Origin of the sequence: Burkholderia ubonensis (genome assembly GCF_902833085.1) — a bacterium.
Lineage (GTDB): Bacteria > Pseudomonadota > Gammaproteobacteria > Burkholderiales > Burkholderiaceae > Burkholderia > Burkholderia ubonensis.
The window spans coordinates 108,716-129,627 of sequence record NZ_CADFEB010000012.1 but is presented as its reverse complement, the minus strand read 5'-3'; the positions used below and the strand labels follow the sequence as shown (position 1 = coordinate 129,627).

Annotated in this window: 22 protein-coding genes and 1 other RNA gene; 10 read left to right on the top strand and 13 right to left on the bottom strand. The window is 68.3% G+C overall.

What is annotated here, in order from left to right; all coding sequences use genetic code 11:
• Nucleotides 1-26: 26 nt before the first annotated feature.
• The 3 genes from pyrC (at nt 27) to rnpB (ending at nt 2,402) form a co-directional block, all read left to right on the top strand.
• Nucleotides 27-1,091 carry a dihydroorotase gene (pyrC, locus tag HWX31_RS30705; RefSeq protein WP_174964833.1) on the top strand — a complete coding sequence of 355 codons (1,065 nt, stop codon included), beginning with the start codon at nt 27-29 and terminating at the stop codon, nt 1,089-1,091.
• A complete protein-coding gene (locus HWX31_RS30700; protein WP_174964834.1) occupies nt 1,088-1,957 on the top strand; it encodes a DUF3025 domain-containing protein in 870 nt (289 codons plus the stop codon). Before pyrC ends, HWX31_RS30700 begins: the two co-directional genes overlap by 4 nt.
• Before the next feature lie 33 nt (nt 1,958-1,990).
• An RNA gene (gene rnpB, locus HWX31_RS30695) (RNase P RNA component class A) lies at nt 1,991-2,402 on the top strand.
• 74 nt (nt 2,403-2,476) lie between these two features.
• Here the strand turns inward: rnpB and HWX31_RS30690 are convergent.
• The gene (locus HWX31_RS30690) at nt 2,477-2,941 is read right to left on the bottom strand and encodes an OsmC family protein (RefSeq protein ID WP_174964835.1); all 465 of its coding nucleotides are present in this window, start codon (nt 2,939-2,941) and stop codon (nt 2,477-2,479) included.
• 420 nt (nt 2,942-3,361) lie between these two features.
• Entirely contained in the window at nt 3,362-3,601 is a 240-nt protein-coding gene (locus HWX31_RS30685; protein ID WP_174964836.1) for a DUF1090 family protein, read from the bottom strand.
• A gap of 295 nt (nt 3,602-3,896) precedes the next feature.
• On the opposite strand from HWX31_RS30685, the gene rplM reads away from it, so the two are divergent.
• From rplM to erpA, 3 genes are all read left to right on the top strand, one after another.
• Nucleotides 3,897-4,325 carry a 50S ribosomal protein L13 gene (gene rplM, locus HWX31_RS30680; protein WP_009687896.1) on the top strand — a complete coding sequence of 143 codons (429 nt, stop codon included), beginning with the start codon at nt 3,897-3,899 and terminating at the stop codon, nt 4,323-4,325.
• A gap of 11 nt (nt 4,326-4,336) precedes the next feature.
• On the top strand, nt 4,337-4,729 hold the full coding sequence (gene rpsI / locus HWX31_RS30675) for a 30S ribosomal protein S9 (RefSeq protein ID WP_010091355.1): 393 nt from the start codon (nt 4,337-4,339) through the stop codon (nt 4,727-4,729).
• Nucleotides 4,730-4,945: 216 nt separating this feature from the next.
• Nucleotides 4,946-5,314, top strand: coding sequence for an iron-sulfur cluster insertion protein ErpA (gene erpA / locus HWX31_RS30670; RefSeq protein WP_010091356.1), 369 nt, complete (start codon nt 4,946-4,948; stop codon nt 5,312-5,314).
• 79 nt (nt 5,315-5,393) lie between these two features.
• On the opposite strand, the gene HWX31_RS30665 is transcribed toward erpA, so the two are convergent.
• Nucleotides 5,394-6,485 (bottom strand): anhydro-N-acetylmuramic acid kinase, encoded by a 1,092-nt coding sequence (locus HWX31_RS30665; protein WP_244143888.1) that lies wholly within the window; start codon nt 6,483-6,485, stop codon nt 5,394-5,396.
• A gap of 198 nt (nt 6,486-6,683) precedes the next feature.
• On the opposite strand from HWX31_RS30665, the gene tyrS reads away from it, so the two are divergent.
• From tyrS to HWX31_RS30650, 3 genes are read left to right on the top strand one after another with little or no spacing between them, the layout of a single operon-like run.
• On the top strand, nt 6,684-7,925 hold the full coding sequence (gene tyrS / locus HWX31_RS30660; RefSeq protein WP_174964838.1) for a tyrosine--tRNA ligase: 1,242 nt from the start codon (nt 6,684-6,686) through the stop codon (nt 7,923-7,925).
• On the top strand, nt 7,922-8,380 hold the full coding sequence (dtd, locus tag HWX31_RS30655; protein WP_174964839.1) for a D-aminoacyl-tRNA deacylase: 459 nt from the start codon (nt 7,922-7,924) through the stop codon (nt 8,378-8,380). Before tyrS ends, dtd begins: the two co-directional genes overlap by 4 nt.
• Nucleotides 8,381-8,403: 23 nt before the next feature.
• Entirely contained in the window at nt 8,404-9,066 is a 663-nt protein-coding gene (locus tag HWX31_RS30650) for a histidine phosphatase family protein (RefSeq protein ID WP_045566662.1), read from the top strand.
• Between the two features lie 95 nt (nt 9,067-9,161).
• On the opposite strand, the gene HWX31_RS30645 is transcribed toward HWX31_RS30650, so the two are convergent.
• From HWX31_RS30645 to HWX31_RS30605, 9 genes are all read right to left on the bottom strand, one after another.
• Nucleotides 9,162-10,115, bottom strand: coding sequence for an oxygenase MpaB family protein (locus HWX31_RS30645; protein WP_174964840.1), 954 nt, complete (start codon nt 10,113-10,115; stop codon nt 9,162-9,164).
• Between the two features lie 25 nt (nt 10,116-10,140).
• Nucleotides 10,141-11,208 (bottom strand): Holliday junction branch migration DNA helicase RuvB, encoded by a 1,068-nt coding sequence (gene ruvB / locus HWX31_RS30640; RefSeq protein WP_042583123.1) that lies wholly within the window; start codon nt 11,206-11,208, stop codon nt 10,141-10,143.
• 99 nt (nt 11,209-11,307) lie between these two features.
• Nucleotides 11,308-11,889 carry a Holliday junction branch migration protein RuvA gene (gene ruvA / locus HWX31_RS30635; protein WP_059611089.1) on the bottom strand — a complete coding sequence of 194 codons (582 nt, stop codon included), beginning with the start codon at nt 11,887-11,889 and terminating at the stop codon, nt 11,308-11,310.
• Nucleotides 11,890-12,023: 134 nt separating this feature from the next.
• Nucleotides 12,024-12,566, bottom strand: a complete 543-nt coding sequence (ruvC, locus tag HWX31_RS30630; protein ID WP_174964841.1) for a crossover junction endodeoxyribonuclease RuvC — start codon at nt 12,564-12,566, stop codon at nt 12,024-12,026.
• Between the two features lie 142 nt (nt 12,567-12,708).
• Nucleotides 12,709-14,274 (bottom strand): bifunctional phosphoribosylaminoimidazolecarboxamide formyltransferase/IMP cyclohydrolase, encoded by a 1,566-nt coding sequence (purH, locus tag HWX31_RS30625; RefSeq protein WP_174964842.1) that lies wholly within the window; start codon nt 14,272-14,274, stop codon nt 12,709-12,711.
• Nucleotides 14,275-14,318: 44 nt separating this feature from the next.
• The gene (locus HWX31_RS30620) at nt 14,319-14,552 is read right to left on the bottom strand and encodes a Fis family transcriptional regulator (RefSeq protein ID WP_006401675.1); all 234 of its coding nucleotides are present in this window, start codon (nt 14,550-14,552) and stop codon (nt 14,319-14,321) included.
• Nucleotides 14,549-15,613, bottom strand: a complete 1,065-nt coding sequence (gene dusB / locus HWX31_RS30615) for a tRNA dihydrouridine synthase DusB (protein ID WP_010091366.1) — start codon at nt 15,611-15,613, stop codon at nt 14,549-14,551. Before dusB ends, HWX31_RS30620 begins: the two co-directional genes overlap by 4 nt.
• Nucleotides 15,614-15,777: 164 nt before the next feature.
• Nucleotides 15,778-16,956, bottom strand: coding sequence for a UbiH/UbiF/VisC/COQ6 family ubiquinone biosynthesis hydroxylase (locus tag HWX31_RS30610; RefSeq protein WP_174964843.1), 1,179 nt, complete (start codon nt 16,954-16,956; stop codon nt 15,778-15,780).
• A gap of 41 nt (nt 16,957-16,997) precedes the next feature.
• Nucleotides 16,998-18,395: an aminopeptidase P N-terminal domain-containing protein gene (locus HWX31_RS30605; protein ID WP_174964844.1), complete on the bottom strand. Its 1,398-nt coding sequence runs from the start codon at nt 18,393-18,395 to the stop codon at nt 16,998-17,000.
• Between the two features lie 180 nt (nt 18,396-18,575).
• Here HWX31_RS30605 and HWX31_RS30600 point away from each other — a divergent pair, with 180 nt between their 5' ends.
• Nucleotides 18,576-19,190: a glutathione S-transferase family protein gene (locus HWX31_RS30600; RefSeq protein WP_174964845.1), complete on the top strand. Its 615-nt coding sequence runs from the start codon at nt 18,576-18,578 to the stop codon at nt 19,188-19,190.
• Nucleotides 19,191-19,281: 91 nt separating this feature from the next.
• Here HWX31_RS30600 and HWX31_RS30595 read toward each other — a convergent pair whose 3' ends face one another.
• Nucleotides 19,282-20,901, bottom strand: coding sequence for an FMN-binding glutamate synthase family protein (locus tag HWX31_RS30595; protein WP_174964846.1), 1,620 nt, complete (start codon nt 20,899-20,901; stop codon nt 19,282-19,284).
• Nucleotides 20,902-20,912 lie beyond the last annotated feature (11 nt).

Here is a 20,912-nt window from a genome sequence, read left to right as displayed (position 1 = left end):
CGCTCCCGTTCCCCACGACGCCTCCTATGACTGCCTCGAACGCTTCCTCCCCGGCGACGCTGACGCTCGCCCGTCCCGACGACTGGCACCTGCACGTCCGCGACGGCGAGATGCTTGCCGCCGTGCTGCCGCACACCGCGCGCCAGTTCGGCCGCGCGATCATCATGCCGAACCTGAAGCCGCCCGTGACGACCACCGCGCAGGCGCACGCGTACCGCGAGCGAATCCTGGCCGCGGTGCCGGCCGGCGTGACGTTCGAGCCGCTGATGACGCTGTACCTGACCGACAACACGCCGCCCGACGAGATCCGCCGCGCGCGCGAAAGCGGCTTCGTGCACGGCGTGAAGCTGTATCCGGCGGGCGCGACGACCAATTCGGACCATGGCGTGACCGATCTCGCGAAATGCGCGAAGACGCTGGAGGCGATGCAGGAAGCCGGGATGCCGCTGCTCGTGCACGGCGAGGTGACCGACGCGTCGATCGACCTGTTCGACCGCGAGAAGGTCTTCATCGACCGCGTGATGACGCCGCTGCGCCGCGATTTCCCGGGCCTGAAGGTCGTGTTCGAGCACATCACGACGAAGGATGCGGCCGACTACGTGCGCGACGCCGACACGGCGCCGGGCCTGATCGGCGCGACGATCACCGCGCATCACCTGCTGTACAACCGCAACGCGATCTTCGTCGGCGGGATTCGTCCGCATTACTACTGCCTGCCGGTGCTCAAGCGCGAGACGCACCGCGTCGCGCTCGTCGAGGCGGCGACCTCGGGCAACCCGCGCTTCTTCCTCGGCACCGACAGCGCGCCGCATGCGCGCAACGCGAAGGAAGCCGCGTGCGGCTGCGCGGGCTGCTACACGGCGCTGCACGCGCTCGAGCTGTATGCGGAGGCGTTCGACAACGCCGGCGCGCTCGACAAGCTCGAAGGCTTCGCGAGCTTCTACGGCGCCGATTTCTACGGCCTGCCGCGCGCGGCCGAGACGGTCACGCTGCGCCGCGAACCGTGGGAGCTGCCGCTCGAGATTCTCGCGGGCGACACGCCGGTCGTGCCGCTGCGCGCGGGCGAATCGATCGGCTGGAAACTTGCGTGAGCGCCGCGCCGCCGCGCGCGGCCGGTGAGCCGGACAGCGGTGCGGCGGCGTTTGCGCGGATCGACTGGTCCGCGCCGTGGCTCGCGAGCTTTGCCGCGACGGGGCGGGTCGTGCAGGCGGGGGCGCTCGACGGCGAGCCCGCGCTGCTCGCCGCGCTGAACGGCGCACTGAATGGCACGACGGGCGACACGCCGCTCGTCACCGGCCGCGGCGCGACGCTGCGCTTCGCGCCGCAAGCCGACCTGCCGGCAGGCGTCGCGTACGAGACCCATATCGCCGCAACGGGCGGCGTGCCGACCCGGCACAATCTCCACGATTTCTTCAATGCGCTCGTCTGGTTCGCGTATCCGCGCATCAAGGCGGCGCTGAACGCACGCCAGGCCGCGGCGATCGATATGGCGGGCGGCGTCGGGCCCGTGCGCGGCTCGTTGCGCGACGCGCTGACGCTGTTCGACGAGAATGCCGCACTGTTCGTGACGGCCGATCCGGCGCTTGCCGATGCGCTGCGCGGTTTCGACTGGCGCGCGCTGCTGGTGGCCGCGCGCGACGCGTGGGGCGCACGTTGCGAGGTGCGGCTCGTCGGGCATGCGCTGCTCGAGAAGCTCGTCGCGCCGTACAAGTCGTGCACCGCGCACGCGTGGATCGTCGAAGTGAGCGACGATTATTTTTCGTGGCCGGCCGCGCGCCGGGCCGCGCACATCGATGCGCAGGTCGCGCGGATGCTCGTGACGAAAGACCTGACGAGCCGCGATTTCGCGCCGCTGCCGGTGCTGGGCGTGCCGGGCTGGTGCGCGGCAAACGCCGATCCCGGCTTCTACGACGATTCCGCGGTGTTTCGCAGCGGGCGGCGAACTCGGCCGCTGTAAAGGCCGGCCGCACGGTGCTAGAATGCGCGTCGCAAAGCAGGCCAGGCAGTCGCGGCCTCGCCGCCTTCGGGCAGGCGGGGGCGAGGAAAGTCCGGACTCCACAGGGCAGGGTGATGGCTAACGGCCATCCGTGGCGACACGCGGAACAGGGCAACAGAAAGCAAACCGCCGATGGCCCGGCGCAAGCCGGGATCAGGTAAGGGTGAAACGGTGCGGTAAGAGCGCACCGCGGCGACGGCGACGTTCGCCGGCACGGTAACCTCCACCCGGAGCAATTCCAAGTAGGCAGGCGCGCATCTCCGGATGCAGGACGGGGCCCCCGTCTCGTCTGCGGGTAGGAAGCTTGAGCGCGTCAGCAATGGCGCGCCTAGAGGAATGGCTGCCACGCGCCGCGCGCTTCGGCGTGCAGCGTGCACAGAATCCGGCTTATCGGCCTGCTTTGCCGTTCGAATGCGACAGGGCCGGCGTCTCCTTGCGGGACGCCGGCCCTTTTTCTTTCCGGTGCCGCGTGGCGCCCGATCAGCCCGTGACGATGTCGAACGAGTGCGTGAGCTCGGCCGTCTTCGCGATCATGATCGACGCCGAGCAGTACTTGTCGTGCGACAGGTTGATCGCGCGCTCGACCGTCGCCGGGTTCAGGTTGCGGCCCGTGACGGTGAAGTGGAAATGGATCTTCGTGAAGACCTTCGGATCTTCGCTCGCGCGCTCGGCCTTCAGCGTGACCGAGCAGCCGGTGACTTCCTGGCGGCTCTTCTTCAGGATCAGCACGACGTCGTACGCGGTGCAGCCGCCGGTGCCGAGCAGCACCATCTCCATCGGCCGCGGCGCGAGATTGTGGCCGCCGCCCTCGGGCGCGCCGTCCATCGTGACGAGGTGCCCGCTTCCGGTCTGGGCGGAAAACGCCATGCCGTCCTGGCCCAACCAGCTAACTTTGCATTCCATGCTTGCGCTCCAGCGTTGCCTGATTCGAATTCGATCCGGCATTGTAGCCCGCACGGCCGCGGCCGGCTGATGCGCCGCACGATGCGGATCGGCGTGCACCGACGCGGGCTTCGCGACGGGGCGCGGGAACGCGAATTCCCTTCGGGAATTAGGGGTTTTGCTCTAGGAGGGTGCTGCCGGCTCGGTTCGCTGGAATCTGCAAATAGATGATTTTAAAAGGAAAGGTGGATGACGGGCTTGCGCTGCCAAGATTTCGCATTGTGGTTGTAGATTTCGTAATGCAAATTTTCTTGTGCTGCCGGCTGCCCGTTCGTATAATGCGACTCATTGGTTGTCGCGCTGCGGCAACCTCCGAATGTCTCCTCCACCCTCCTCCTATGGTGGATTAAGCCCGAACCAGCCGTTCGGGCTTTTTTTCGTCCCATGCAAACATCGGCGCGCAATGTGCGCGTCCCGCGAGCATCAGGCACCTGGGGCGTCGACGGCCGATGCATGGCCTTGGCGGCGCGCGCAGAAGTGGCGCACCCGTTCGCGCACGGCGCGCAGTTTTGCGATGCGGTCCTCGGCGCGCGCTTCGCGCGCGGCGGCGATGCGCGCGTCGAGCGCGTCGAGCTTCGCGTTGCAGCCGGCCGGGTCGGCGGCGGCCGATGCGGCGCTGCCCAGCAGGGCGGCCGTCAGGAGTGGCGTGAGTCGTTTTTTCATGTGGTTGTTGTTTTTCCTTGTCCGGCACGTTCTCGCGTGCGCCGATGGATGCCCCCGGGGCGCTCGGAATCGCCGGATATAACGGGGTGGGACCGGATTTTGGCCGATTTTCGGCGCGCCGGACACCCGGATGCGGATTCCCTTTGACCGTGGCGCGGCAATTCCTTTATAATTCAGGGCTTTTCCGCATTCATGCCCACGGAAAAAGAACAGGGAGAGCCTGCACCGCGCCTCGAAGCGCACCTACACAAGCAGGAAAGAACACATCGGGCACAGCATTTTTTTTGGATCGATCATGAAGACGTTTTCCGCAAAAGCCCATGAGGTGACGCGCGAATGGTACGTGATTGACGCGACGGATAAGGTTCTCGGCCGTGTTGCCAGCGAAGTGGCACGCCGTCTGCGCGGCAAGCACAAGCCTGAGTTCACCCCGCACGTCGACACTGGTGATTTCATCATCATCATCAACGCGAGCAAGTTGAAGGTCACGGGCAACAAGACTCTGGACAAGAAGTACTACCGTCACTCGGGCTACCCGGGCGGTATCTATGAAACGACGTTCGGCAAGATGCAGGAACGCTTCCCGGGCCGCGCGCTCGAGAAGGCGGTCAAGGGCATGCTGCCGAAGGGCCCGCTCGGCTACGCGATGATCAAGAAGCTGAAGGTCTACGCAGAAGCGACGCATCCGCACTCGGCTCAACAGCCGAAGGCGCTCGAGATCTAAGGGGAGCCCACATGATCGGTAACTGGAACTACGGTACGGGCCGCCGCAAGAGCGCCGTCGCTCGTGTCTTCATCAAGGCTGGCAAGGGCGACATCGTCGTCAACGGCAAGCCCATCGCTGACTACTTCTCGCGCGAAACGTCGCTGATGATCGTGCGTCAGCCGCTGGAACTCACGAACCACGGCCAGACGTTCGACATCAAGGTGAACGTGACGGGCGGCGGTGAAACGGGTCAGGCAGGTGCAGTGCGCCACGGCATCACCCGTGCACTGATCGACTACGACGCGACGCTGAAGCCGTCGCTGTCGAACGCAGGCTTCGTCACGCGCGATGCACGTGAAGTCGAGCGTAAGAAGGTCGGTCTGCGCAAGGCACGCCGCGCCAAGCAGTTCTCGAAGCGTTAATTCCGCTTCGTGGCCGCGCCGCTCCAGGGCGGCGTCCGCCGAAAAAACCGCCAGCTTTTGCGCTGGCGGTTTTTTTTTGCGCGACCGTTTCGCGGTTGCGCGCCGCCGCCGGCCGCCGGTTTGACGAAATCGACAAGAACCTGTTGATTTCATGGACTTCGGCACGATCTTGAGATCGGCCCTACAATAGCGGCTAAAGCTTTTTGGAGAGTTCGCATGAACGCTGTTACCGAATCCGCAGCCACGACCGAAATGCCGGCTCCGTTCGTCTTCACCGACGCGGCGGCCGAGAAGGTGAAGCAACTGATCGACGAAGAGGGCAACCCTGACCTGAAGCTGCGCGTGTTCGTGCAGGGTGGCGGCTGCTCCGGCTTCCAGTACGGCTTCACGTTCGACGAGGAAGTCAACGAGGACGACACCGTGATGAACAAGAACGGCGTCCAGTTGCTGATCGACTCGATGAGCTACCAGTACCTGGTCGGCGCAGAGATCGACTACAAGGACGATCTGAACGGCGCGCAGTTCGTGATCAAGAACCCGAACGCGACGACCACCTGCGGGTGCGGTTCGTCGTTCTCGGTCTGAGCGCACGACGCGTCCGATCCGGTTCGCCGGAATGAAAAAACGGGGCATGAAGCCCCGTTTTTTATGCGCGCATGCCGCTTCAGCGCGGATAGAGCGCGCCGAGCACGCGCTCGCCGGCCGCGCCGGTGACCGTCGCGAGGCTGCCGGGCTCGCGTGCGACGAAGCGGTACGCGAGCCACGCGAACGCGAGCGCCTCGACCTGCTGCGGCGGCACGCCGAGCGCGGCCGTCGTGTCGACTGCCGCGCGCACGCCGCGGTCGCGCAGCGCGCGTGAAATCGCGTCGAGCAGCACGGGGTTGCGGGCGCCGCCGCCGCACACATGGACGGACGTGCAATCGGGCGCATGCTGCGCGATCTCGTGCGCGATCGACACGGCCGTCAGCGCCGTGAGCGTGGCCTGCACATCCTCCGGCGCGAGCTGCGCGAATGCGGCCAGCCTGGCATCGAGCCAGGCCGGATTGAACAGGTCGCGTCCGGTGCTCTTGGGTGGCGGCGCGTCGAAATAGGGCTCGTCGAGCAGCGCATCGAGAAGCGGCGCATGGACCGTGCCGCGCGCGGCGAACTTGCCGCCTTCGTCGTAGGGCTTGCCGAGATGGCGGCTCGCCCATTCGTCGATCAGCGCATTCGCGGGGCCGCAGTCGAAGCCGCGGACGTCGCCGCCGTCGCCGGGCAGGATCGTGATGTTGCTGATTCCGCCGAGATTGCAGACGACCCGCGTCTCGCGCGGCGCACCGAATACCGTCGCATGGAACGCCGGCACGAGCGGCGCGCCCTGGCCGCCCGCGGCCACGTCGCGGCTGCGGAAGTCGGCAATCACGTCGATGTGCGTCAGTTCGGCGAGCAGCGCCGGATTGTTGGTCTGCCGCGTGTAGCCGCGCTCGGGGCGGTGGCGTACCGTCTGCCCGTGCACGCCGATCGCGCGCACCTGGTCGGGCGACAGGCCGGCCGCGCGCTGCAGTTCATGGCAGCAAACCGCGTAGCGGGCCGCGAGCGCATTGGCGGCCAGCGCCTCGCGCTCGATCTCGTTTTCGCCCGGCTGCTGCAGCGCGAACAGCGCGTCGCGCAGCGTCTGCGCGAACCCGACGAAGGCCTCGGCAAGCACGGCCGGCGGCTTGCCGGTCTCGAAGCGCACGGCGACGCCGTCGACGCCGTCCATGCTCGTTCCCGACATCAATCCGAAATAAACGCCGTCGGCCGGGTGGCCGGATGATGGACGTCGCAGCGGCACGTGAACCCTCCTGGATCGTGCGGCGGCGGCCGGTGCCGCGCGCCGTGCGGCCGATTATCCGCGCAAGCGGGACCGCCGTTAAGCGATGCGCGCGCAAGTTATGGGAAAATCCCTGTTTTTGCGACCTTCTTCCTGGCACCGATGAGCACCGAAACCAGTTCCAAGCCTGTTTTCCCGATCACAGATGAAGTGCGGCATGCGCTCGCCGTCACGAAGCGCGGCGTCGACGAGCTGCTGATCGAGGAAGAGTTCGCGCAGAAGCTCGCGCGCAGCGCGGCCACGGGCAAGCCGCTGCGCATCAAGCTCGGCCTCGACCCGACCGCGCCGGACATCCACATCGGCCACACGGTCGTGCTGAACAAGATGCGTCAGCTGCAGGACCTCGGCCATACGGTGATCTTCCTGATCGGCGACTTTACGTCGCAGATCGGCGATCCGTCCGGCCGCAACGCGACGCGCCCGCCGCTCACGCGTGAGCAGATCGAGGCGAACGCGAAGACCTATTTCGAGCAGGCGGCGCTGGTGCTCGACCGCGACAAGACCGAGATCCGCTACAACAGCGAATGGTCGATGCCGCTCGGCGCCGACGGGATGATCAAGCTCGCGTCGCGCTATACGGTCGCGCGGATCCTCGAGCGCGAGGACTTCACGAAGCGCTTCCAGAGCGGCGTGCCGATCTCGATCCACGAGTTCCTATACCCGCTGATGCAGGGCTACGACTCGGTCGTGCTGAACGCCGACCTCGAGCTGGGCGGCACCGACCAGAAGTTCAACCTGCTGGTCGGCCGCGAGCTGCAGAAGCAGTACGGCCAGGAACAACAGTGCATCCTGACGATGCCGCTGCTCGAAGGCCTCGACGGCGTCGAGAAGATGTCGAAGTCGAAGGGCAACTACGTCGGCATCAGCGAGAAGCCGAACGACATGTTCGGCAAGCTGATGAGCATCTCGGACACGCTGATGTGGCGTTACTTCGAGCTGCTGTCGTTCCGCAGCATGGACGAGATCATCGGCTTCCGCCGCGAGATCGAAGCCGGCCGCAATCCGCGCGACTTCAAGGTGCTGCTCGCGCAGGAAATCGTCGCGCGCTTCCATTCGCAGGCCGACGCCGAGCACGCGCTCGAAGACTTCAACCACCGCGCGAAGGGCGGCGTGCCGGACGACATCCCGTCGGTGACGCTCGCGGGCGCGCCGCTCGCGATCGGCCAGCTGCTGAAGCAGGCCGGCCTCGTGCCGTCGACGAGCGAAGCGCTGCGCAACATCGAGCAGGGCGGCGTGAAGATCGACGGTACGGCGATCACGGACAAGGGTCTCAAGATCGAGGCCGGCGAGTACGTCGTGCAGGTCGGCAAGCGCCGCTTCGCGCGCGTGACGCTGACCGCATGATCGCGTTGATCCAGCGCGTGAAGCGCGCCGACGTGCGCGTCGGCGAGCGCGTGACGGGCGAGATCGGCGCGGGCCTGCTCGCGCTCGTCTGCGCGGAGCGCGGCGACACCGAGGCGGCGGCAGACAAGCTGCTCGCGAAGGTGCTCGGCTATCGCGTGTTCAGCGATGCGGCCGGCAAGATGAACCTGCCGGTGTCGAACATCGACGGCGCGGGGCGCGCGGGCGGCCTGCTGCTCGTGTCGCAGTTCACGCTCGCGGCGGACACCAACAGCGGCCTGCGTCCGAGCTTCACGCCCGCGGCGCCGCCCGACGAGGGCGCGCGCCTGTTCGACTATTTCGTCGACACGGCGCGTGCGCGCCATCCGCTCGTCGCGACCGGCGAGTTCGGCGCCGACATGCAGGTTTCGCTCGTCAACGACGGGCCCGTGACATTCTGGCTGCAAGTGCGGCCCTGATTCTTCCCGGAGGCGCCGTCGCGATGGCCACCACGCAGATCCTCTTCATCCGTCATGGCGAGACGGCCTGGAACCGCATCAAGCGCATCCAGGGCCATATCGACATTCCGCTGGCCGACTCGGGCCTCGCGCAGGCGCAGCGGCTGGCCGTGCGTCTTGCGCGTGAGACACGCGACGGGGCGCGCGTCGACGCGATCTATTCGAGCGACCTGATGCGTGCGCAGCAGACCGCGCAGCCGGCCGCCGATGCGCTCGGCCTGCCGCTCGTGCTGCGCGCAGGCTTGCGCGAGCGTGCGTACGGCATCTTCCAGGGGCACGACAGCACGGAGATCGAGGCGCGGTTTCCCGACGCGTACGCCGCGTGGCAGACGCGCGACCCCGGCTTCGAGCCCGAAGGCGGCGAGTCGCAGCGTGCGTTCTACCACCGCGTGCTGCACGCGCTCGAGCCGATCGTCGCCGCGCATCCGGGCGGGCGGATCGCGTGCGTCGCGCACGGCGGCGTGCTCGACTGCGTGTACCGGTTCGCGAACGGGCTCGATCTCGCCGCGCCCCGCAACTATCAGCTGCTCAACACGAGCATCAACGTCGTCGACTACGTGGACGGACGCGCGAACGTCGTGCAGTGGGCAGACGTGTCGCACCTGGACGAGGCGAGCGACGACGACGGGTACCGCAAGGTGCTCTGAGCGCAGGCGATCTTGCCGGGCTTGCCGGCCGTGCGCGGCCGACGCAACGTGTCAGACGAATATCGCGGCAAATTGAACTACTTGGAAGCCGGCTGTCAGGCGGAAGGCTTGCCGCTTTGCGGCGCTGCGGTCGCGCGCCGCCGGGCGCGCCTCGATGCGCCATTGACGAGCGCCCAGCGCAGCACCGGCGCGACCACGCGCACACCCGGCCGGACCACCGCGCGCCGCAGCGGCGCGAATCTCGACACCCCGAGCATGTCCTGCGCCCACGGCGGCAGCAGGTCGATGCCGGCGTGCATCACGAGGGTCGCGGCGGGCCGCATCGCCGGCCGTGCGACCGGCGCATTCAGCAGGATCCGCATTACCTCGAACGTGCGCGGCCCGGCTTCGAGTGCGGGCCGCATGCGCGCCAGATACGCGTCGATCTCGGCGCGTGAGCGGGGCACGTCCTGCGCGCCGAGCATCTCGGCGATGCGCGCCGTTTCCGCGTAATAGCGATCTTGCAGCTCGCCCGGCAAGGCCGGGTTCACGTAGCGCAGATGCGCGGCGAGAAAGCTCGATACCTCCGCGACGTGCACCCAGGTCAGCAGCGCCGGATCGTCGGCCCGGTACGGCCGTCCGTCGGGCGCGGTGCCGTGCACCTTCGCGTGAATCGCCTTCACGCGCTCGATCAGCGCGAGCGCGTCCGCGCGGTTGCCGAACGTGGTGCCGGAAATGAACGTCGCGGTGCGCCGCAATCGCCCGAGGATGTCGGTGCGAAACGACGAGTGATCCCATACGCCGGCGAGCGCGAGCGGATGCAGCGCCTGCAGCAGCAGCGCGGAGATGCCGCCCGTCATCATCGACGCGAAGTCCGCATGCACGCGCCAGCAGACCGCGTCGGGGCCGAACAGGCCCGGATCGCCGGGCGGCGACGAAAAGTCGAGCGACGGGCCGCCGCCGCCCGTCGTCAGATGCGTGACGCCGGCCACGAGCCGCTTGCGGATCGGCTCGAGCCAGCGCGGGTGCGGCACCGGCGCGCCGGGGGGCGGATTGGATGGCGTCGTCATCGCCGGTGTAGCGTCGGGCGGGCGGTCACTGCCCGTCGGACGCCTCCCATGCGCCGCGCGCCGGGTTGCCCGTATCCGGCGCGGCGAGCCCGAAATGGCGGTAGGTCAACAGCGTCGCCACGCGCCCGCGCGGCGTGCGTTGCAGGAAGCCTTGCTGGATCAGGTACGGCTCGAGCACGTCCTCGATCGTGTCGCGTTCCTCGCCGATCGCCGCGGCGAGGTTGTCGATGCCGACCGGGCCGCCGTCGAACTTGTACAGGATCGCTTCGAGCAGCTTGCGGTCCATCAGGTCGAAGCCGACCGGATCGACGTCGAGCATCGCGAGCGCCGCATCGGCGACGGTCGCGGTGATGTTGCCGTCCGCCTTCACTTCCGCGTAGTCGCGCACGCGGCGCAGCAGCCGGTTCGCAATCCGCGGCGTGCCGCGCGAGCGCTTCGCGATTTCGAGCGCGCCGTTCGGATCGATCTGCGCGTTGAGCAGCGACGCCGAGCGGCGCACGATGCGCGACAGCTGCTCCGCATCGTAGAACTCGAGGCGCGCGACGATCCCGAAACGGTCGCGCAGCGGGTTGGTCAGCATCCCGGCGCGGGTGGTCGCGCCGACGAGCGTGAACGGCTGCAGGTCGAGCTTCACGCTGCGCGCGGCCGGACCCTCGCCGATCATGATGTCGATCTGGTAGTCCTCGAGCGCCGGATACAGGATTTCCTCGACGACCGGCGACAGCCGGTGGATCTCGTCGATGAACAGCACGTCGTTCGCTTCGAGGTTCGTCAGCAGCGCCGCGAGGTCGCCCGCGCGCTCGAGCACCGGGCCCGACGTCTGGCGCAGGTTGACGCCCATCTCGCGCGCGATGATGTGCGCGAGCGTCGTCTTGCCGAGACCGGGCGGGCCGAACAGCAGCACGTGGTCGAGCGGCTCGGAACGGCGCTTCGCGGCCTCGATGAAGATCTCGAGCTGGCCGCGCACCTTTTCCTGGCCGACGTATTCGTCGAGCTGGCGCGGCCGCAGCGCACGTTCGAACACCTCCTCGTGCGACGAGGCGGGCGTGGCGGCGATGATCCGCTCGGTGGCGAGTTTGTCGGTTTCAATCATGCGGCCATTGTACCGCGCGCCGTCGCGAGGCAAACCTGGCCGAACGGCCGACTGGCGCGCCGCATGCGGCGGCGCGACACTGCGTCGGACGCGTGGCCGTTACGCCTTCGACAGTGCCTTCAGCGCGAGCTTGATGCCCTCGGACACACCGGTGCCGGCCGGCACGTTCTTGATCGCGGCGAGGCCTTCCTTCTCCGAGTAGCCGAGCGCGAGCAGCGCGTTGAGGATGTCGGTCGCGTGGTCGGACGGCGACGCGGCGCCGGCGAGCGCGCCGAGGTCGGCGCCGAGCTTGCCTTTCAGCTCCAGCAGCAGGCGCTCGGCGGTCTTCTTGCCGATCCCGGGCAGGCGGGTCAGGCGGGCGGCGTCCTGCATCGTCACCGCCTGCGCGAGCTCCTGCACGCTCATGCCGGACAGCACGGCGAGCGCCATGCGCGCGCCGATGCCGGTGATCTTCAGCAGCTCGCGGAAGGTCGTGCGCTCCTGCGGGCTCAGGAAACCGTACAGCAGGTGCGCGTCCTCGCGGACGATCTGCTGCGTGAGCAGCACGACCCGCTCGCCGGTCTGCGGCAGGTTGTAGAAGGTGCTCATCGGCACGTCGATTTCATAGCCGACGCCGTTGCAGTCGACGAGCAGGTGAGGCGGGTTCTTTTCGAGGAGGATGCCGGCGATGCGACCGATCATGGATTGAGCGAGGCGATGAGGAAAGCGCGAGTGTAGCGCACGCGCGGCGGAAAACCGATGGGCCGGCCGTTCGGCCGGGGGCGCAGAAAGCGGGGCGCGCGGCAGGGAGACCGCCCGGCGCACGCCGCCGGGCGTCAGCCGACGAGCCGGCCGCGCCGCACGCGCAGCCCTTTCTTCGCGAGCGCCGGCGCGAGGCCGCCGAGCATGCCGAGCGTGTTGCCGCCGTGTGCGTGGCAGATCGCCATGCCGAGCGCGTCGGCCGCATCGGTGCCGGGCTGGCCGGACAGATTCAGGAGCCGCGTGACCATTTCCTGCATCTGCGCCTTGGTCGCGCGGCCGTAGCCGACGACGGCCTGCTTGAGCTGCAGCGCGGTGTATTCGGCGACCGGCAAACCGCCCGTAACGAGGCCGCAGATCGCGGCGCCGCGCGCCTGGCCGAGCAGCAGCGTCGACTGCGGGTTGACGTTGACGAACACCTTTTCGATCGCGGCCTGATCGGGCGCGTGTTCGCGCACGAGCGTCGAGACGCCCTGGAAGATCGTGCCGAGCCGGGTGGCCAGATCGGCCGTCGGCGTGCGGATCACGCCGCTCGTGACGTAGGCGAGCCGGTGGCCGCTGACGTCGATGACGCCAAAGCCGGTGACGCGCAGGCCGGGGTCGATGCCGAGAATTCGCATGTAAGGAGGGAATTGCGTGATGCAGCGATACTACAACGAAAGGCGCGGCACGCCGCCGCGATGCGGCCGCGCAACAAAAAACCCGGCGGGTGCGACGCCGCCGGGCTCGTGTATCGCGGCCCCGCGGGCCGCGCGTCGTCGATCAGTGACGGAAGTGGCGCACGCCCGTCAGGATCATCGCGATGTTGTGCTCGTCGGCCGCCGCGATTACTTCGTCGTCGCGCACCGAGCCGCCCGGCTGGATCACGCAGGTCGCGCCCGCCGCCACGACGACGTCGAGGCCGTCGCGGAACGGGAAGAACGCGTCCGACGCGACTGCCGAACCGTTGAGCGTGAGACCCGCGTTCTGCGCCTTGATGCTCGCGATGCGCGCCGAATCGACGCGGCTCATCTGGCCCGCGCCGACGCCGAGCGTCATGCCGTTGCCGCAGAACACGATCGCGTTCGACTTCACGTACTTCGCAACGCGCCACGCGAACAGCAGGTCGTCCATTTCCTTCGGCGTCGGGTGGCGCTTCGTGACGACGCGCAGCTCGTGCGGCTGCACGTTCTTCGCATCGAGCGACTGCACCAGCAGGCCGCCGCCGACGCGCTTCAGGTCGAACGCGTTATGGCCTTCGCCGAGTGCGATCTCGAGCAGGCGCACGTTCTGCTTCGCGGCGAACACCTGCTTCGCGGCGTCGGTGAACGACGGCGCGATCAGCACTTCGACGAACTGCTTCGCGACGGCCTGTGCGGCCGCTTCGTCGACTTCGCGGTTGAACGCGATGATGCCGCCGAACGCCGACGTCGGATCGGTCTGGAACGCCTTCGCGTATGCGTCGGCCGAGTCGTTGCCGACCGCGACGCCGCACGGGTTCGCATGCTTGATGATCACGCAGGCCGGCACGTCGAACGTCTTCACGCATTCCCATGCGGCGTCCGAATCGGCGATGTTGTTGTACGACAGTTCCTTGCCCTGCAGCTGGCGGTAGTTCGCGAGCGCGCCGGCGGGCGTCGCGATGTCGCGGTAGAACGCGGCGCTCTGGTGCGGGTTCTCGCCGTAGCGCAGGTCCTGCACCTTGTCGAACGCCATGTTCAGCGTTGCCGGGTACGGGTTGCGCGACGTGTGCTTGAGCTCGTCGGTCAGGCTCGTCAGGTAGTTCGTGATCGCGCCGTCGTACTGCGCGGTGTGCGCGAACACCTTGGTCGCGAGACGGAAGTTGGTCGGATAGCCGACCGTGTTGCCGTTCGCCTTCATCTCGTCGAGCACGACCGCGTAGTCGGCCGGATCGACGATCACCGTCACGTCGCGATGGTTCTTCGCCGCCGAGCGCAGCATCGTCGGGCCGCCGATGTCGATGTTCTCGATCGCGTCCGCGAGCGTGCAGTCGTCCTTCGCGATCGTCGCGACGAACGGGTACAGGTTCACGACGAGCAGGTCGATCGTCGGGATGTCGTGCGCGGCGAGCGCCTGCATGTGCTCGGGCAGGTCGCGGCGCGCCAGGATGCCGCCGTGCACCTTCGGATGCAGCGTCTTCACGCGCCCATCGAGCATTTCCGGGAAGCCGGTGTAGTCGGCCACCTCGGTGACGGGCAGGCCGGCGTCGGCCAGCAGTTTCGCGGTGCCGCCGGTCGACAGCAGCTTGACGCCGAGGTCGGACAGCGACTTCGCAAAGTCGACGATGCCGGTCTTGTCGGAAACGGAAATGAGCGCTTGCTTGATCATGATGGAACCACCGATAGCCAGGGAAACGGGGACAGGGCGGCCAGCTACAGCAGGCCGTGCTGCTGCAGCTTCTTGCGCAGCGTATTGCGGTTGATGCCGAGGTACTCCGCGGCGAGCGACTGGTTGCCGCCCGCCTGTTCGAGCACGACCTCGAGCATCGGCTTTTCGACGCAGGACATCACCATTTCGTAGACGTCGTGCGGATTGGAGCCGTCTAGATCCCGGAAATACACGTCCAGGCTCTCGCGGACACATTGTTCGATGTTGTGCTTGCTCATGCTGCTAACTGGTTATGGTCGTCCGACTCGCCGTGGTCATCCCCGTCCTCGTCGACGTAGACGAGGTGATCGGACAGCGCCTTCTGCGCTTCGAAGAATGCATTGACGGCGGCGAGCTGCTCGCGGGTGGAATCGAGCGTGTTCATCCGGTGCCGGAACCCGTTGGCGCCGGAAAGGCCGCGAGTGTACCAGCCGATGTGCTTGCGCGCAGTACGGACTCCCGTGAATTCTCCGTAGAACGCGTAGTGATCTTCCAGATGCTCGTTCATCACCTGCTGGATCTCGTCGATCAGCGGCGGCGGCAGCAGCTCGCCGGTTTGCAGGAAATGATCGATTTCACGGAACAGCCACGGCCGGCCTTGCGCGGCACGACCGATCATCAGTGCGTCGGCGCCGGTCGCGTCGAGCACCGCCTTCGCCTTTTGCGGCGACGTGATGTCGCCGTTCGCGACGACCGGAATGCCGACCGCCGCCTTCACGGCAGCGATGGTCTCGTACTCGGCTTCGCCGCGGTACAGGTCGGCGCGCGTGCGGCCGTGCACGGTGAGCATCGAGATGCCGGCGGCCTCGGCGAGGCGCGCGACCGTGATCGCGTTCTTGTGCTCGCGGTCCCAGCCGGTGCGGATCTTCAGCGTGACGGGCACGGCGTCGGGCCCCGTGCCGACCGCGCCGACGACCGCCTCGACGATCTGCTTCACGAGCGGCTCGTTCTGCAGCAGCGCGGAGCCCGCGGCGACGTTGCAGACCTTCTTCGCCGGGCAGCCCATGTTGATGTCGATGATCTGCGCGCCGTTGTCGACGTTGTAGCGGGCGGCTTCGGCCATCATCGCCGGGTCGGCGCCGGCGATCTGCACGGCGATCGGCTCGACCTCGCCTTCGTGGTTCGCGCGCCGCATCGTCTTGGCGCTTTTCCACAGCTGGGCGTTGGACGCGACCATTTCGGACACGGCATAGCCGGCCCCCAGCCGTTTGCACAGCTGGCGGAACGGCCGGTCCGTCACGCCGGCCATCGGGGCGACGAACAGGTTGTTGCGCAATACGTGAGAGCCGATAACGGGCATCGCAATGACATCGCCCGCGGACCAGCGCGGGCATGAAAACGGCGGAGGGAAACGCGCATTTTACCGTATTCCCCTGCCGCGCCGATTTGACCCGGTTTGTCCGGCGCGCTGCGCGTGGCGCGCATCGGACACCGCGCGGCGCGGCGGGGGCGCAGCCGCGCGCGTCAGCGGCGCTGGCCGAACATCATCTGGCGGGCGATCGCGGTCTTGAGCGGCGGCACGAGTTCGAGCGCGGTCAGCGCCGCGCCGCGCAGCAGCGTGAGCGGGCCCGTCTCGATCGTGAACAGCCGCGCGAGCGTGTCGGTCGCGCCGATCGTGAAGCGCCGGTCGAGCGCGCGCCGCGCATTGAAGGCCGCGAGCGCGGCCGGCTCGGCGCCGTGCGCGGACAGCGTGTCGACGAGCGTATGCGCGTCGCGCAGGCCGAGGTTGAGCCCCTGGCCCGCGACCGGGTGCAGCGTCTGCGCGGCATTGCCGACGATCGCGGTGCGGCGGTCGACGAGCGTCTGCGCGGCGTTCAGGCCGAGCGGGAACGATGCACGCCCGGCGATCGCGACGAAGCGGCCCATGCGCTCGCCGAACGCGATGCCGAGCTCGCGCAGGAACGCGTCGTCGGGCAGCGCGGCGCGGCGAGCGGCTTCGCCGGGCTCGCAGCACCACACCAGCGCGTAATCGGCGCCGCCGAGCGGCAGCAGCGCGAGCGGCCCTTCGTGCGTGAAGCGCTCCCACGCGACGTTCGGGCGCGGCGCGGACACCGTCACCGTGCCGACGAGCGCGGTCTGGCCGTAGTCGCGGCGGTGCTTGCCGTCGTCGTCCCGCTGCTCGTGGAACAGCCCGCCTTCGGCGTTGACGACGATCCGCGCGCGCAGCGTGCGTTCGCCCTGCGGGCCGTCGAGCGTCAGCGTGACGCCGTCGGCGTCCTGCCGCGGCGCGCGCGCCGAGGTCGACGTGAGCCAGTCGACGCGCGTGCCGCGCACCGCGCCCGCCAGCGCCTGCACGATCGAGCCGTAGCGCACGACGTAGCCGAGCGCCGCCACGTCGTGCTCGTCGCGGTCGATCAGCGTGCGGCCGAAATGGCCGCGCTGCGACACGTGAATGTGTTCGATCGGCGTCGCGTCGGCGGGCCACGCGAGCGTGTCGAGCAGCACGCGGCTGCCGTGCGACACCGCGATCGCGCGCGGATCGTTCGCGCTTGCGGCGGGCTCGCGCGCGTCGATCAGCGCGATCGACCAGTGCCGCGTCGCGCTGCGACGCGCGAGCCAGCCGGCCAGCGCAAGCCCGACGGGGCCCGCGCCGACGATGGCGATGTCGTGGTCCGGCGTGGCCGGGGAGGAATCGGTCGTCATCAGGAATCGTGAAACGGATGAAACGGTCGGCAGCCGCCTGCTCAGGCGTCGTGCGCCGTGCCTGCGCGCATCAGCGCCTCGATCTCGGCGGCCGCGACGGGCACGTCGCGCGTGATCAGCTCGCAGCCCTGCTCGCGCACGATCGCGTCGTCCTCGATGCGGATACCAATGTTCCAGTATTCGGGCGGCACGTCGTCGGCGGCGCGCACGTATAGGCCCGGCTCGACGGTCAGCGTCATGCCGGCCTGCAGCGTGCGCCACGGCAGCGCGCCGTTGGCGTCGCGCTCGGCGAGCCGCTCGCGGTAGTCGCCGCAGTCGTGCACGTCCATGCCGAGCCAGTGGCCGGTGCGGTGCATGTAGAAGCGCGCATACGCACGCTCCGCGATCACGTCGTCGACGTTCGAGAAGCGCGTCTTCGGGATGATGCCGGTGTCGAGCAGGCCCTGCGCGAGCACGCGCACCGCGGCGTCGTGCGGCGCCTCGAACGGCACGCCGGCGCGCGTCGCGTCGATCGCCGCCTGCTGCGCGGCGAGCACGATGTCGTACAGCGTGCGCTGCGCGGGCGAGAAGCGTCCGTTGGCCGGGAACGTGCGGGTGATGTCCGATGCGTAGCCGTCGAGCTCGCACGCGGCGTCGATCAGGATCAGGTCGCCGTCGCGCGCGGCCGCGTTGCCGGCCGGGTAGTGCAGCACGCACGTGTTCGCGCCCGCCGCGACGATCGAGCCGTAGGCCGGCGCCTGCGCGCCGTGCTTGCGGAACGTGTAGAGCAGCTCGGCCTCGAGTTCGTATTCGCGCACGCCCGGCCGGCACGCCTGCATCGCGCGGCGATGCGCGAGCGCCGAGATGTGCGCGGCGCGCATCATGATCGCGAGCTCGTGCTCGTCCTTGACGAGCCGCATGTCGTCGACGAGCGGCGTGAGGTCGAGCAGCGCGTCGGGCGCCGCGACGCCCGTGCGCGCCCGCGCGCGCACCGCATCGAGCCAGCGGCCGAGCTGGCGGTCGAACTCGGCCGACGCGCCGAACCGGTAGTGCACGGTGCCCGCATCGGCGAGCAGGCGCGGCATTTCCGTGTCGAGCACGTCGGCGGCGTATGCCGCGTCGAAGCCGAATGCGTCGCGCGCGGCCTCCGGGCCGTAGTGGAAGCCTTCCCAGATCTCGAGGTCGGGATTCTTCGCGCGGCAGAACAGGATCGATTGCGGCGCGCCGTGCGGCGCGGACGCGTTCAGCACGAGCACGGCGTCCGGCTCGGCGAAGCCCGTCAGGTAGTAGAAGTAGCTGTCGTGGCGATACGGGTAGCCCGTGTCGCGGTTGCGCAGCACTTCCGGCGCGGTGGGAACGATGGCGACGCCGCCGCCCGCGGCGCGCAGTGCGGCAAGCACGCGCTCGCGGCGCTGGCGGTAGACGTCGACGGCGATGGCGGATTCGTGGGGCGCATTCATCGTGCGATTGTAGCGCCGCCGGACGCGGCGCGTGAGAGGGCGTGGGAAGGGGGCCGCAACGGCGCCGGCGCGGTTGTTGCAAACCATCCACAGGCCGGATGGGCGATTTTCTACCGGCTGTCGCCGGCCGGTTATGATCGGCGACAACGTATACTCTCGGCGGTTCCTCAACAAAGGCAGATGATGAAATTAATCGGTTCGCTCAGCAGCCCGTTCGTCCGAAAGGCGCGGATCGTGCTTGCTGAAAAGAAGATCGACTACAAGCTGGAGCTCGAGAACGTCTGGGCGCCGGACACGAACATTCATGCCTCGAACCCGCTCGGCAAGGTTCCGTGTCTCGTGATGGAAGATGGCGCCGCGGTGTTCGATTCCCGCGTGATCTGCGAATACGTCGACACGCTGTCGCCGGTCGGCAAGCTGATTCCGCAGTCGGGCCGCGAGCGCGTCGAAGTGCGCTGCTGGGAGGCACTGTGCGACGGCGCGCTCGACGCGTCGGTCGCGATCCGCATCGAAAACGTGCAGCGCGACGCGCATCAGCGCAGCGAGAGCTGGATCGCCCGCCAGCAGCGCAAGATCGACGACGCGCTCGTCGCGATGTCGCAGGGCCTCGGCGGCAAGATGTGGTGCGTCGGTAATCATTACACGCTCGCCGACGTCGCGCTCGGCTGCGCGCTCGGTTATCTCGACTTCCGGATGCCCGAGCTGAACTGGCGCGAGCGCCACCCGAACCTCGACAAGCACTTCGTGAAGCTGATGCAGCGCCAGTCGTTCATCGACACGGTGCCGCAGGGCTGAGTCGGCCGGCGCCGTTGCCGCCCGCGCATTCCGCAGATGAAAAAAACGCGCCCCGAGAGGCGCGTTTTTTCTTGCCGGTCGGCCGGCGCCGTCACTCGATCGACGCGTAGACGGCGTCGCCGAGCGTGAACGAGTCGCTGCGCGCGAGCGGCCACCATTTCTCGTACAGCGTAAAGCCGCAGTGGCCGCCGTCGAGCAGCGCGCCGGGCTTCAGGTACTTGAGCAACTGCGACATCAGCCGGACCTCGTGCGGCGCGATGCGCTGCACGATGTGATGCGCGCGCAGCTCGGACGGATGTGCGAGGCCGGCCGCCTGCACGAGCTCCTGCAGCGCGTGCAGCGTGTTGCGGTGGAAGTTGTACACGCGGTCGGACTTGTCCGGCACGACGAGCGCGCGCTGGCGCACCGGGTCCTGCGTCGCGACGCCGGTCGGGCAGCGGCCGGTGTGGCAGGTCTGCGCCTGGATGCAGCCGACCGCGAACATGAAGCCGCGCGCGGAGTTCACCCAGTCGGCGCCGATCGCGAGCGTGCGCGCGACGTCGAACGCGGTGATGATCTTGCCGCTCGCGCCGATCTTCACGCGCTCGCGCACGCCGATCCCGACGAGCGTGTTGTGCACGAGCAGCAGCCCTTCCTGCAGCGGCACGCCGACGTGATCGGTGAATTCGAGCGGCGCCGCGCCGGTGCCGCCCTCGGCCCCGTCGACGACGATGAAATCCGGCACGATGCCGGTCTCGAGCATCGCCTTTGCGATGCCGAAGAACTCCCACGGATGGCCGATGCACAGCTTGAAGCCGGTCGGCTTGCCGCCGGACAGCGTGCGCAGCCGCTCGACGAATTCGAGCAGCCCGCGCGGCGTCGAGAATTCCGAGTGCGTGGCGGGCGAGATGCAGTCCTTGCCCATCGGCACGCCGCGCGTCTCGGCGATCTCGGGCGTGATCTTCGCGGCCGGCAGCACGCCGCCGTGGCCGGGCTTCGCGCCCTGCGACAGCTTGATCTCGATCATCTTCACCTGCGGATCGGCCGCCTGCTTCGCGAACCTGTCCGGGCTGAACGTGCCGTCGTCGTTGCGGCAGCCGAAGTAGCCGGACGCGATTTCCCAGATGATGTCGCCGCCGTGCTCGCGGTGGTATTTCGACAGCGAGCCTTCGCCCGTGTCGTGCGCGAAGCCGCCTTTCTTCGCGCCGAGGTTCAGCGAGCGGATCGCGTTCGCGGACAGCGAGCCGAAGCTCATCGCCGAGATGTTGAAGATCGAGATCTCGTACGGCTGCGCGCGGCTCGCGCCGACGCGGATGCGGAAATCGTGGTTCGGCAGCTTGGTCGGCGCGAGCGAATGGCTGATCCATTCGTGCGCGAGCGCCTTCACGTTCAGCTCGGTGCCGTACGGGCGGTTGTCGCCGACGTTCTTCGCGCGCTGGTAGACGAGGCTGCGCTGCGCGCGCGAAAACGGTTTCTCGTCGGTGTCGTCCTCGACGAAGTACTGACGGATTTCCGGCCGGATGAATTCGAACAGGAAGCGCAGGTGGCCCCACAGCGGGTAGTTGCGCAGGATTGCGTGACGGTCCTGGTTCAGGTCGTACAGGCCGAGGGCGACGAGGGCGGCGGGGATCGCGAGCCAGGGCCATGCGATCGCATGGCCGGCGGCGAGGGCCGCGATCGCCACGAACAGGACGACGGCGCACCACATCGCGAGATAGCGTCGGGAAAACATTGGGGACTCCC